Annotated in this window: 11 protein-coding genes and 1 pseudogene; 7 read left to right on the top strand and 5 right to left on the bottom strand. The window is 70.4% G+C overall.

Annotated elements, in window-relative coordinates:
• The first annotated feature begins 104 nt into the window (after positions 1–104).
• Positions 105–989 carry a helix-turn-helix transcriptional regulator gene (locus AB0L06_RS40930; protein WP_500236862.1) on the top strand — a complete coding sequence of 295 codons (885 nt, stop codon included), beginning with the start codon at positions 105–107 and terminating at the stop codon, positions 987–989.
• On the opposite strand, the gene AB0L06_RS40935 is transcribed toward AB0L06_RS40930, so the two are convergent.
• Positions 968–2,248, bottom strand: a complete 1,281-nt coding sequence (locus AB0L06_RS40935; protein WP_500236863.1) for an MFS transporter — start codon at positions 2,246–2,248, stop codon at positions 968–970. The genes AB0L06_RS40930 and AB0L06_RS40935 overlap by 22 nt on opposite strands.
• Positions 2,249–2,328: 80 nt before the next feature.
• Between AB0L06_RS40935 and AB0L06_RS40940 the strand changes: the two genes are divergently transcribed.
• A complete protein-coding gene (locus AB0L06_RS40940; RefSeq protein ID WP_500236866.1) occupies positions 2,329–2,673 on the top strand; it encodes an ArsR/SmtB family transcription factor in 345 nt (114 codons plus the stop codon).
• A gap of 57 nt (positions 2,674–2,730) precedes the next feature.
• Here the strand turns inward: AB0L06_RS40940 and AB0L06_RS40945 are convergent, their stop codons facing one another.
• Together AB0L06_RS40945 and AB0L06_RS40950 are read right to left on the bottom strand one after the other, a co-directional pair.
• The gene (locus tag AB0L06_RS40945) at positions 2,731–3,813 is read right to left on the bottom strand and encodes a MerR family transcriptional regulator (protein WP_500236867.1); all 1,083 of its coding nucleotides are present in this window, start codon (positions 3,811–3,813) and stop codon (positions 2,731–2,733) included.
• Between the two features lie 205 nt (positions 3,814–4,018).
• Positions 4,019–4,588: a TetR/AcrR family transcriptional regulator gene (locus AB0L06_RS40950; RefSeq protein ID WP_500236869.1), complete on the bottom strand. Its 570-nt coding sequence runs from the start codon at positions 4,586–4,588 to the stop codon at positions 4,019–4,021.
• A 93-nt stretch (positions 4,589–4,681) separates the two neighbouring features.
• On the opposite strand from AB0L06_RS40950, the gene AB0L06_RS40955 reads away from it, so the two are divergent.
• Positions 4,682–5,659 (top strand): DsbA family protein, encoded by a 978-nt coding sequence (locus AB0L06_RS40955; RefSeq protein ID WP_500236870.1) that lies wholly within the window; start codon positions 4,682–4,684, stop codon positions 5,657–5,659.
• Positions 5,660–5,893: 234 nt separating this feature from the next.
• On the top strand, positions 5,894–6,601 hold the full coding sequence (locus AB0L06_RS40960; protein ID WP_500236872.1) for a hypothetical protein: 708 nt from the start codon (positions 5,894–5,896) through the stop codon (positions 6,599–6,601).
• Between the two features lie 23 nt (positions 6,602–6,624).
• Here the strand turns inward: AB0L06_RS40960 and AB0L06_RS40965 are convergent, their stop codons facing one another.
• Both AB0L06_RS40965 and AB0L06_RS40970 read right to left on the bottom strand, forming a co-directional pair.
• Positions 6,625–6,963, bottom strand: a complete 339-nt coding sequence (locus tag AB0L06_RS40965; protein ID WP_500236885.1) for a hypothetical protein — start codon at positions 6,961–6,963, stop codon at positions 6,625–6,627.
• 178 nt (positions 6,964–7,141) lie between these two features.
• Positions 7,142–7,465, bottom strand: a pseudogene (locus AB0L06_RS40970) (metallophosphoesterase); the annotation flags it as partial.
• Between the two features lie 166 nt (positions 7,466–7,631).
• Between AB0L06_RS40970 and AB0L06_RS40975 the strand changes: the two are divergent.
• From AB0L06_RS40975 to AB0L06_RS40985, 3 genes are all read left to right on the top strand, one after another.
• Positions 7,632–10,202 (top strand): DUF4132 domain-containing protein, encoded by a 2,571-nt coding sequence (locus tag AB0L06_RS40975; protein ID WP_500236874.1) that lies wholly within the window; start codon positions 7,632–7,634, stop codon positions 10,200–10,202.
• A 403-nt stretch (positions 10,203–10,605) separates the two neighbouring features.
• Positions 10,606–10,941, top strand: a complete 336-nt coding sequence (locus AB0L06_RS40980) for a hypothetical protein (protein ID WP_500236876.1) — start codon at positions 10,606–10,608, stop codon at positions 10,939–10,941.
• 441 nt (positions 10,942–11,382) lie between these two features.
• Positions 11,383–11,856: a hypothetical protein gene (locus tag AB0L06_RS40985; RefSeq protein ID WP_500236879.1), complete on the top strand. Its 474-nt coding sequence runs from the start codon at positions 11,383–11,385 to the stop codon at positions 11,854–11,856.
• The last annotated feature ends 142 nt before the right edge of the window (positions 11,857–11,998 follow it).

Genomic DNA, 11,998 nt, shown 5'->3' on the forward strand with positions numbered 1-11,998 from the left:
CGCGCGATCGGCACATCACGGACCGAGCAGTCCCGCCACCGGCGGGCGTGGGTGCACCTGGCAGGGGCAGGCACGACGCGGCGGAGCCCGGCATCCTGGGGCGCATGGAGCAGCGATCGGAGCTCGGAGAATTCCTGCGCACCCGGCGGGCCCGGCTGCGGCCCGAGGACGTGGGCCTGCCGGACTTCGGCGGCCGACGGCGCGTCCCGGGCCTGCGCCGGGAGGAACTCGCGCAGCTCGCGGGCGTCAGCGCCGGCTACTACACCCGCCTGGAGCAGGGCCAGAGCGCCAACGCGTCCGACGCGGTCCTTGACGCGATCGCGCGCGTCCTGAGGCTCGGCGAGGTCGAGCGGACCCACCTGCACAGCCTGGCCCGGCACAGGCCGAAAGCGGCACGCCGTCCCCGGCCCGAGCGGCTGCGCCCGAGCGTGAAGCTGATGATCGACGCGTTCGGCGACGTTCCCGCCCTGGTCATCGGCCGCTGCGACGACGTGCTGGGCTGGAACCGCGCCGCGCACGCACTGCTCGCCGGGCACCTGCCCTACGAGGCGCCCGAGCAGCCTGGGCATCGTCCCAACGTCGCCCGCATGGTCTTCCTGGACCCGCACACCCGCGAGCTGTACGCGGACTGGGAGGGCAAGGCCGGCGACACGGTCGCCGACCTGCGCATGACCGCGGCTCGCCGCCCGGACGACCCCGACTTGGCCGAGCTCCTCGGCCGGCTCACCATGCAAAGCCCCGAGTTCGCCTCTCTGTGGGCGGCGCATCTCGTCGGCAAGTGCATCTCGCCCGTCCGCGTCTTCCAGCATCCGGTGGTGGGCTCCATGACGCTGAACAGCGAACTCATGGAGCTGACCCACGACCCCGGCCAGCGCATGGCGGTCTTCACCGCCGACGCGGGTTCTCCCTCGGCGGCGGCGCTTCAGCTCCTCGCGGACCTCAGCGCCGCCCCACTGGAGCAGAGGTCTCAGGTGCCGGACGTCCGGTGAGCGGTCCTTGGTGAAGTGCGGCGCCCTCGGACGAGGACCAGCAGCATCACCAGGCACGACACCGCCACGAAGGCGGCGAAGCACTGCACGGCGGCGAGGAGGCCGACCGCGTCGGCCAGGAACCCGACACCGATGACGGGCACGCCGACGCCGAGGTAGATGACCACGTAGAAGCTGGAGAGCACCTCGGCGTGCCGGTCGGCGGGCGCGGCCTGGTTGACGGCGGTGAGCCCGCCGAGGAACACCAGGCCCTGGCCCGCGCCCGCGACGACGGTCGCGGCGAGCAGCAGGACCAGTGAGGCGGCCTCTCCGGCGAGGGCGAGCAGCACCAGCCCGGTCGCCAGCAACGGCAGTCCGGCCGTTTTCAGGGCTCGGGCCGCCCTGCCGTAGCCGACGAGCTGGGCCGCCGCGGAGCAGGCGAGCATCAGGGCCACGGCGGCACCGCCCAACAGCAGGTTCGTGCTGCCCGACAGGACGACCACATACGTGGGGACGAGGGTGAGGGACAGCCCGATCACCGCGAACGCGAGGAAACCGGCCGTCCCGCTCGTCGCGAAGACCGGACGCAGGGCGGCGGGGATCTCGGGACGGCGAGGCCGCCACCGGGCGCCCGAGCGCGTCACGGGCAGCGCGGCGACGGCCGCCGCCGCGGGCACCAGCAGCACGATCTCCACCAGGAACGGCAACACGTGCGGAGCCGACGCGTACTGGGCGAGCGCGCCGGCCAGCACCGGGCCGAGTCCCAGGCCTCCCACCGAGACCACGGTGGACACCAGCGCCGCCTTGCGGCGGTTCGCCGTGGGCTCCAGCTCCGCCAGCGCCGCCGTCAGCGGTCCCGACGCCGCGCCGACGGCGAGGCCCTGGAGGGCGCGGGCGGCGAACAGCCACGCCGTGCCCGAGGCGAAGGCGAACACCAGCGATCCCAGCGCGGCCAGCGCCACCGCCGGCAGGAGCACCGCGCGGCCGCCGACCGCGTCCGACAGCGGGCCCGCCACCAGCAGGGACGGGATCAGGACGGCCACATACGCGGCGAAGATCAGCGTGGCCGTCAACGGCGAGAAGCCGAAGTCGGCCTGATAGCCCCGGTACAGCGGCGTCGCCAGATTCGTGCCGGTCAGCAGGACCAGCAGCGCGTAAGCCGCACCCCAGAACCGAAAACGCCGCCCCTTCACTGATTTCGAGACAGGCACCCGAACGCCCGGACGGTCGAGATCTGGCAGGGGGCCACCGGGTGCGGTGGCGGAGCGTTCGAACGGCATGCGCCCTCCCAAGCATGTTCGGAAAGCCCGAACATAACAGATGTTCGAGAACGCCGAACATGCTCGGCTATCCTGAACGCATGGCCAGCCGCACCGCGACCGAACTCGTCCACCCCGACCGCGACCAGCTGCGGTTCACGACCGTGCTGGCCGCGCTCAGCGACCCGGTCCGGCTGGCCATCGTCGCCCGGCTCGCCGACACGGGGGCCGACGGCGAACTGGCGTGCACCACGTTCGCGCTGCCGGTCAGCAAGTCCACCCAGAGCGGCCACTTCAAGGCCCTCAGGGAGGCCGGGATCATCCGGCAGCGGAACGAAGGCACGCGGCGACTGAACCTGCTCCGCCGGGACGACCTCGACGCACGCTTTCCCGGCCTGCTCGACCTCGCCATCCCGCAGGGACGCGACGTCATCGCAGGCTGGTGACCCGCCGCGTCCCGTCACCGGGCGCCCGACACCCATCGGGGAACTCAAGAACAGCGGTCATGGCTGAGAGCGATCCCGGATGGGCTCGGCGCTGACGTCCGCGACGACGCAGCTGACGTTGTCGGGGCCGCCGGTGCGGTTGGCGAGCGCGACGAGTTCACGCACCGCCTCCTCTGGAGCGGCGGCCTCGGCCAGCGCCCGGCGCAGATCACCGGGCGGCACGACGGCGGACAGGCCGTCGGAGCACAGGAGGTACCGGTCGCCCGGCCGTGCGTCGTGGAGGCGGATGTCGGGTGTGGCCGAGGACGCGCCCGAAAGGGCTCGTAGAAGCAGTGACCGCTGGGGGTGGGTGACCGCCTCCTCGGGGGTGAGGCGGCCCTGGTCGACCATGGATTGGACGATGGTGTGATCGGTGGTGATCTGGAAGAACTCCGCGCCGCGCAGGAGGTAGGCGCGTGAGTCCCCGATGTGGACGAGAGCGAGCTGGGAGCCGGTCCACAGCATCGCGGTGAGGGTGGTGCCGGACGTCTCGGAACCGGCGACGTCATGGACGGCCCGGTTGGCCTGCTCGATGGCGTCCTCGAGCACGTTGAGGAGATCCCCGGCGGGGAGGGCCTCGCCGATTTCGAGGGGCTTCAGCGCGTCGACGGCGGCGGCGCTGGCGGGGGCTCCGCCGCTGCCGAAGCCGTCGGCCACGGCGAGCAGGCGGGAGCCCGCGTAGGCGGTGTCCTGGTTGCTCTCGCGGACCAGGCCGGTGTCGGACAGGGCGGCGTAGCGGATCGTCAGGCTGGTGCCGGGCATCGCGGTGTCCCTTCGTGACAGGTGGTCGATGAGGAACCCGGCCAGGTCGCGTCGGAGGGCGGTGTCGGCCTCGACCTCGGCCCAGAACGCGTGGACCTGCTGGGCGGCCGCCTCGGGCTCCAGTTCGCAGACCTCCCGGATGCGCGCCAGCGGCATGCCGATACGGCGCAGCCATGCCACCAGGCGTGCGCGTTCGAGCTGCGCCGGGGCGTAGAGCCGGTAGCCGGTCACGGGATCGACGCGTGCGGGCGTCAGCAGCCCCAGCTCGTCATAGAGCCGCAGGGCCTTGGGAGATAGGCGGGATGCCCGCGCGAACGTCCCGATGGTCAGCAACTCCATGCTCGCGCTCCTCATCATTTCGTCCCGGGAACGAGCCTGCGGCTTGCCCTGTGGGCAAGGTCAAGTCGCAAGGGTGACGTAGTCGGAGGAGGGGAGCGGTGGCAACGTCAGCGGACGGTCATACCGGCGAGAGGCGACATCCTCGAGAACCGGGTCCGCCAGAACGGGTTGCTCCTCGTCTGAACCGCAGGTGACGTCTGGCGGTTCAGGCGCCGCCGGGCGGGCGGAACAGTTTCCAGAAGTCGGCGGCCGCAGCAGGAGCGGGGGTCAAGTGTTCCTGGGTGGTCCATTGGGTGATGACACCCAGCAGGGCGCCGGCCAGGTAGGCGGCGTGCGTCTCGATGGGGATGTCATCGAAGCCCGCTGGACGCGAGCCTGCGGTGAAGCGTTCACACAGCGCGGCGGTGAGTCGGTCGCGCATTCGGGCGGCGAAGCGGGCGCTGCCCTGTTCGCCCAGCAGGTGGGCGTAGATCACCCGGCTGGCCCCGATGCGCTCGAACAGGTCCAGCAGTGGGGCGGGGGGCTGATCGCGAGGCGCGTCCAGGGGGCACAGGGCAGCGGCACGGGTGACGTGGGCGACGGCGTCGTTCATCGCGTCCACGGCCAGCGCGTCGACGTCGGGGTAGTGCAGGTACACCGTGGCGCGGTTGATCTCGGCCCGTTTGGCGACCGCCGCGATCGTGACGGCGTCGAGGCCGTGTTCGGTGGCCAGCTCCAAGATCGCGGTGCGCAACCGGGCACGGGTGCGCCGCACGCGCGGGTCGTCGGGGTTCACCCTCCCAGTGTACGACGAACGTCGCTTAAGCGACATGCGTTGCTTAAGCGACATGCGTTGCTTAAGCGACAGATGTCGCTTAGTGTTGGCGTCATGCGAATCGAGATCTGGGCCGACGTGGTCTGCCCGTGGGCCTACATCGGCAAGCGCCGCCTGGAGAAGGCCCTGACCCGTTGGGACGGCCAGGACGTCGAGGTGGTCTGGCGGCCCTTCCGGATGGACCCGACCGCGCCCGTTCCCGCCACCCCGCGCGAGGAGCTGCTGCGCGACCCCATGGCCGATGAGGCGCTGCGGGCCTGCGCCCCCGGCCTGACCCCGTCAGAGAACCAGGTGCGCATCTCCGAGATCGCCGCCGCCGAAGGACTGGGCCCGACCTGGGGCGTGGTCTGGCGCTCCAACAGCCACGACGCGCACCGGCTGCTGGCCCTGGGGTATGAGCGAGGCGGAGCCGACCTTCAGAACGCACTCGCCGAAGGGGTCCTGCGGGCGTACTTCATCGACGGCCTCGACATCGGTCGCCCAGAGGTGCTCGGGCAGGTCGCTGATGCCGTCGGCTTCCCCGAGGCGGTCGGCCTGCTCGCCGAGGAACGGGCCGACCGACAGGTCAAGGAACTGGTGCTGACCGGCAAGGCCCGCGACGTCCGCACCTCTCCGACGCTGGTCGTCAACGGACAGGCCCTCGCCGGCGCCCAGCCCCCCGAGGCCATCCTGGAGTTCCTGCGTTCCGCCGCCCAGCAGGCACCGCGCGTGCTGCCCGCCGAGGTCGAGCGGCTGCGGCTCGCCGAGTCCCTGCTCGACCAGCGCGACCCCCTGGGCGCCCTGGTCCTGCTGCGCCCGCTGCTGGACGAGCACGGCGACGACGCCAACGTGATGTTCCTTGCCGCTCGCGCCTACTACGCCTCCGCCCAACTGAACCGCGCCGCCGCCGTCCTGGAGAAGCTGACCGCGAAGACCCCGGACGATTCCTATGTCCGTCACCTGCTCGGCCGCACGCTGCAACGCCAGGGACGCGACGACGAGGCCGCCGTGCACCTGTCGCTCGCCGGTGCGATGACCCCCGAATTCGCCTGAGCGGCAACCCTGCCGACCGGCGGGACGCCGCCGGTTCGTACGTCACTGATGCGCCCCTGACCTGCATTGGTACGGCCATCTTCGTCATCTGGCCCCAGCCATGGCCGACCGGACAAGTCCTAGGCTCTCCCCGTGCCCGACCACCAAGATCCTTTTGCTGTCTGCTATCCCGCCCTCCTGCCGTGGGCGCAGCCTTCCCGTCAGGACGGTCTTCACCGTTCCGTGAGGACTGCCATGGAACGCTCGCTCGTGGTGCTGTGGGGCCACATAGACCCGGAGAAACCGGCGACCGACGCCGACGTCCATGCGATCGTCGCCGCCCGCTACACCTACACCCAGGGCTGGTTCGACGCCGTGATTCGGCCCGCTGTCCACGATCCTCAGAACAGCTGGGAATTGCCGTCCCCGTTGGCGACGTGGCTGGACGCCTCCAGCATCCACGGCCGGGGGCGGGCCTTCCGTCACACCATCGGCGAGCACCTGGACTTCTTCGGCAGATTCGCGTTCTGGCCCACGCTGGAGCTGGTGCGGTACGCCGAGTCCGCCGCCCGGACGACGGGAACCCCCCGGCAGCGGGCTGCCGATGCCACCGCTGAGGCCCTGCGGTGGGCGTGGACGCGCGCCGACAGAAGCGTCTGGGACGACGCTGAGTGGTACCAGTACATCGAGGTGCACGAGCTGATCGGCTGGACAACGGCGGCGCTGCGACTTCCCGGGGTGAGGCCGTCCGAGGCCGCAGACCGGGTGGAAGCGATGGCCGAGCGGAAGTGGGACGGCTGGTCGCAGTGGACGGCGGATGAACTGCCGGCACCGTTCGTCGCCCAGGCGGCACAAGCCGTGGCGGACTGCGTGACGACAAGCGCGGCTACCTCTTCCCCGGCACCGCAACCGCAGCCGCCCTCGTCATCTGACGCCGAACCTGATCGACCGGCCAATGCCTAGCTACACGCTGTCACCCGAGACCCCTACTGCCGGGCAGCCGCAGCATCAGCCACCGGGAGGCCCAGGGCGGTCGCCAGGTCGATCGTCTTGCGAGGCGTTGAGCACTGCTTGGTCGGCCCGGTCTCGTCGAGGCGTCCGGCGCGGGCCTGGAACAGGAAGCGCGCGGCGGAATGCCGACGCAGCTCGTCCGTGGTGAGCCCGTCGGCGGCGCGATGGGCCGCGGTCACCAGGACGGGAAAGGACGATCGCAGACCCGCCGCCCAGGTCTCGACCTCGGCGAGCCAGTCGCGCGCGGCGGCGTCGGACGTCGAGGAGAAACGCGTGACCGCCTTGGTCAGCTCCTGCCAGGTGTAGTCCTGCACGGGTGCAGTGGTCGTGCCAATGCCCGTCCGGGAACAGCGCGGCGAGCTCTCGTTCGCCACTCGTCGTGCCGCTGAGGATTTCCTCTCTATGGTCGGCCGGCGCACTTCCAGGTAGCAGCGCGGCGTGGACCACTCGGACGTCGTCGTTCTCGAAGTAGTAGGAGAGCGTTCGCATCCAGTCGACGATTTCGGCGTAGTCGTCGCCGAGCTGCCAACGGGTGATCTCCTGCGCGTAGGAGAAGATTCCGCGCACGTGCTTGCGTTCGTGGTTGCCCATGACCACGACCGAGTTCGGACACTCGCGGAAAAGCCGCACAACCTCGCCCGGCGCGGGACCACGGTCGACCAGGTCGCCGACGCTGACCAGCAGGTCGTCCGGCCGCAGGCCGCCCTTCTCAAGCAGTTCGAACAGTTCGAGCAGCTCGTCGAAGCAGCCGTGAATGTCGCCGATGATGACTGTCCGCCGCACCCGGGCGAGCCTCGGCAGCCCCGATTCGGGCATGCAAAGGGTTTATCGCTCGATTGTCCGTGCACGCCCCTAGGGTGGCGGCCATGCTTGACATCGAGGTGTGCAGCCATAGGCCCGGCGCGTCCTGCGAGGACGTCACGGCGGTGCCGGCCGGCGAGCGGACGACGGTCCGGAACGCGCCGGCGGGAGGCTGATCACGGTGGAGCGATCCGTCCCGGAGATGTACATCGACGTCGTCGCCGAACAGCGCGAGGCGCTGCGGCGGCTGGTGGAAAAGGCGCGGGACGCGGCGAAGGCCGACGCGCTGGTGGCCCTGCGGGATGTCGCGGACGAGATCCGGCTCCGGATCGAGAAGGCCGACGACCGGGTCATCGGCAACTTCGAGCCGCACATCGGCGACATCGTCGCCGAGATCGACGAACTCTACGACGCCCGCCACCCGGTCGAGCGGCCGGACGACATCACCGACCTGCTGACCACGCCGTGGCCGTCCGCCCACCGGAAGGCCCTGCTCGCCGCCCACCTCAAGGTCGACGTCTGGAACCGCCTGCAACTGGACGAGGTCGCCGAGCGCGCCATCGACGCCGGCGACACCCACCTGCTGCGGCTGCTCGTCTTCACCCCGCTGGGCGTCATGCGGCGCGAGACCGCGGCACGGATCCTCGACGCGTTGCACCGGGCCGACTCCCTGGACGCCGCCGTCGTCGAACGGGCCTTCGCGGACGACCTCTACCTCGGCAGGGAGATCTTGCCCCTGGCCTGCGCGGACGCCGTTCGAGACCACGTGGACGAGCTGACCTGGCGCCTCGTCACCGCCTCGCCTCCGGCCGGCTGGGACGACCTTCCCAAGGCACAGGTCCCGCGCGGCCTGCGGTTCGTCCAGACGGCACTGACCTGGCAGGGCGACCACCAGGTGGCCGACCTCCTCGGCGTCGCGGAGCTGACCGAGGCCGAGCGCGCCGCCCTGCTCGACCTGCTGCGGGACCGGCCCGCGGAGGAGCAGCGCCGCGCGTTCGAGTGGCGGCTGCGCGCAGGCGACGCGGCTGCGTTGCTGCCGCTGTTCGGCCTCGAGGACGCCGCCCGGCTGTTGCGCCTGATCCGGGCGATGCCCGCCGACGAAGCCGTGCGCCAAGACCGTGCCACCCTCGTCGCCGCGATCGGGGAAGCGGGCGAGGACGCCGCACGACGCCTGCTGAAGATGGCCCCGAACGAACTGGCCTCGGCCGTCATGGGCTGGAACCGCGCCCAGGTCCAGAAACGCGTCAAACACAACGCACTGCGAGGGATCGCCGCCTTCGGCATGCTGCCCCTCGCCCCGGACGAGACCGTCCTGGACCGCTACCTGGCCTTGCGCGAGATCGCAAAGAAGGGACCCAAGCTCGGCCCCAACCGCAGGCACAGCCACGCCGCCGCTGTCTCCATCGCGCTCGACCACCTGGCACAGGCGACCGGCTTCCCGGACGCGAGCCGCCTCGAATGGGACTGCGAGGCTCGCATCGCCACCGAGACTCCCACTGAGGCGCAGGTCGGCGACTACCGGATCACGTTGCGGTTCGAAGGCGCCGACCCGAGGCTGACGGTCAGCCGGGCAGGCAAGACGCTGAAGTCGGTGCCGTCCGCCGTCCGTTCCGACCCTGCCTACCAGGAGCTGCGCGAACACCAGGAACTCCTGCGAGATCAAGCACGCCGCATGCGGACCGGCCTGGTGGAACGGCTCGTCTCCACCTCCGGAACGCTCGCGCCGGACGAGCTGGACCGCCTCCTGACCCTGCCCGCCGGTGCGGCGATGCTGCCCGCACTGCTCTGGCGGGACGGAGCAGGCGTGATCGATCTGCTCGACCGCGTCGACACGACCGGCCCGGTCACGGCCGTCCACCCCGTCCACCTGCACGAACGGCAGGTGCTCGGCGAGTGGCAGGCGGAGATCGTGCGGCGTCGCCTCACGCAGCCGGTCAAGCAGGCGTTCCGCGAGCTGTACGTCCTCACGCCGGCGGAGCGCGAGGCGGGCGAGGTGTCACGGCGGTTCGCGGGCCAGACGGTCAACGGCCAGGTCGCGGGCCAGTTGCTGTCCGGACGCGGCTGGTTCACGCACGGCGAGTACGACGACCACCAGGCGACCCGCGTGGTCGGCGACGGCCTGATCGCCGCGCTGCGCTGCGACTTCCGCGGCTACTTCGGGATGGGGGACGTCCACGTCGGCGAGATCCGTTTCCTGACCGGCGGACGCCGCGAACCGGGCCGCTACGGCGACCCGACCGGCTCGGGCAGCGTCGGCGGCACATCCGTGCCGCTCGCCGAGGTGCCGCCGGTGGTGTTCTCCGAGGTCATGCGAGACCTGGACCTGGTGGTGTCGGTCGCCGGCACCGAACCGGAGACCTACCTGTCCCCGGCGCAGGCGGCGAGCCGCGCGCAGGTCCTGGGAGCGCTCATCACCGACCTGGACCTGGCCGGGGTCACCGTCGACGGGCACTCGGCCGTGGTGAACGGCACCCGAGCGACGTACCGCGTGCACCTGACCAGCGGCAGCGTCCACGTGGAGCCGGGCGGCCATCTGTGCGTCATGCCCGCCTCGTTCGGCGGGACGGCGCACCGGGACCTTTTCCTCCCCTTCGCCGATGAGGACCGGATGACGAGCGTCATCCTGAGCAGGGTGCTCCTCCTCGCCGAGGACGGCGAGATCACGGACGCGTCGTTCCTCGATCAGCTCGGCTCCCTGACCGAACCCACAGTCCGATCGGCCCGCGAAGAGGATCGGAACCGCGAGTCATGATCTAGCGGTGGCCGGGTGGGGGCGCGCTTGCGGGCTATCCCAATAGGTCGGCAGGTAGGCCCGGGGCTGGACACGGTGCAATGGCCTCGAGGTTACGGCGTGTGTCCGATTGCTGACGTACTGTCGAAGTCCGGTCGGCCCGCAAAAGCCGGTTGTGTCGGCGGTGCAGGAGCAGGTGGAGGCAGGTATGCCGATCGATCCCACCGATCCCGAAACCTGGACCAACCGCTTGCCGGTGCCGACCCGGATTCCGAGCAGGCTGGCATGCCGGGCTGGACGAGGACGCTGATCGCCCTCCCGGGGGCGAAGTGGAGCATCAGGTCGGAAAGAGCTCCTGATCTCCCCTGAAGCCCAGGGCTGCCACACGCTCCTTATGTGTGAAAACACATGAAAGGAAACGGAAATGACAAAGGCGAAGCACCTGATGCGCACGAGTACGGCGGTCATGCTCTCCGGACTCACTCTCGGAGCGCTGGCCAGCGTCGCGCCCCTCGCGAACGCGGCAACGGGACCCGTCGGCACCACCACGGCCTCCCAGCAGCACAGCGATTACAGCAGGGGATACCGCGACGGGTACCGTGCCGGATACCGCGACGGGAACACGGACGGCCACAGGGCGTGCCATCACCGCATGCGCTACCAGATGCGTCGAGCCGGCGAATACAACCGCGGCTACAGCGACGGATACAGCAGGGGATACGACACGCGATTCAACGAAGTCTGCAGGCACCACCGGTAAATTCGCCGCCCGGCCTCCCGAGGGCCCAGCGCGCGGGCCGAGATCATTCTCGGCGCCAACGGCCGTCTGCACCGACCTCGAGCTCGGCCCCCCGAGCTCGAGGTCGGCGCTCAGGCACCCCCACCCCAGCCGGCCCGTCGTGTCTTTCGCAGGCTCCGGAGCGCGGACGGCCACCAGCAGCGTCCGACCGGGGAGGAGCAGCTCGGCGGCGACTCCCACGGGGGCCAGGGCTGCGGCCATGGCGATGGCGCACCACGGCGATCTTCACGGGCTGGGGCGGGCACGGTTCCGTCTCGTCCTTCAACGACGGCTTCGGCCTCCTCCGGAGCACAGGCAAGAACGCGGGCAAACCGCCCTCGGTCGCCTCGCTATACCGAGCCCTGGCCGACGCCGAGGTCCAGAAGTGAGCCTGATCGAGGTAGTTGGAACTGAGGAGGCGCCGTGACCTTGGGGTTCGAGTGGTTCGGATCACGCTTGTTGGAACAGATTTCTCACGGAAGCCGACACCGGGCGGGAGTCCTCCTGCCGGAATTCACTGGCGGCCGCCCACAGCTCCTGCTCCATCTCACCGCCTCGCTAACCGGTATGGAAATCAGCCGGGCATCGCCGGAACCGCCCACAAAGTACCTGCTCAGGGCTTGGCCGCCGTGCCGACGGAAGGAACCGCTACCTTTTGTTGATCTGGCCACGAACATTGAGGTCCGTGGAGATGGCAACGTGGTTCTCGGTGGTGGTCAAGATCGGCCCAGTCTTGCTTCTGACCCTAAGGTCGGCGTTGGCGTTCAGCAGGCCTGCGACGACAGCGTCCCCGTGGACGTGCAGCGCGAAGTTGCCCGCGGTCGACAGCTTCTCCTGTCCGGTCTTGCTTTTGACCGTGAGGTCGCCGTTGGCGTTGACCTTTTCGAGGAACAGTGAGCTTCCCTGGACGGTGAGGTCGCCGGTGGCGGACAGGTCACCGCCGACAGTGAGTCTTTTTCAGTGGTGTCTGGGGGGCTGCTGGTCACAGCATGATCGCGGGCGGCGCGGCGGGCCGGGAACGCAACAAAGCCCCTGGTAG

Source organism: Spirillospora sp. NPDC052269, assembly GCF_040679435.1.
Taxonomy (GTDB): Bacteria; Actinomycetota; Actinomycetes; order Streptosporangiales; family Streptosporangiaceae; genus Spirillospora.

Excerpts from the sequence above, each read along its gene's own strand:
- AB0L06_RS40930 (WP_500236862.1), top strand. The coding sequence starts at position 105 with ATGGAGCAGCGATCGGAGCTCGGAGAATTCCTGCGCACCCGGCGGGCC.
- AB0L06_RS40935 (WP_500236863.1), bottom strand. The coding sequence starts at position 2,248 with ATGCCGTTCGAACGCTCCGCCACCGCACCCGGTGGCCCCCTGCCAGAT.
- AB0L06_RS40940 (WP_500236866.1), top strand. The coding sequence starts at position 2,329 with ATGGCCAGCCGCACCGCGACCGAACTCGTCCACCCCGACCGCGACCAG.
- AB0L06_RS40945 (WP_500236867.1), bottom strand. The coding sequence starts at position 3,813 with ATGGAGTTGCTGACCATCGGGACGTTCGCGCGGGCATCCCGCCTATCT.
- AB0L06_RS40955 (WP_500236870.1), top strand. The coding sequence starts at position 4,682 with ATGCGAATCGAGATCTGGGCCGACGTGGTCTGCCCGTGGGCCTACATC.
- AB0L06_RS40960 (WP_500236872.1), top strand. The coding sequence starts at position 5,894 with ATGGAACGCTCGCTCGTGGTGCTGTGGGGCCACATAGACCCGGAGAAA.
- AB0L06_RS40980 (WP_500236876.1), top strand. The coding sequence starts at position 10,606 with ATGACAAAGGCGAAGCACCTGATGCGCACGAGTACGGCGGTCATGCTC.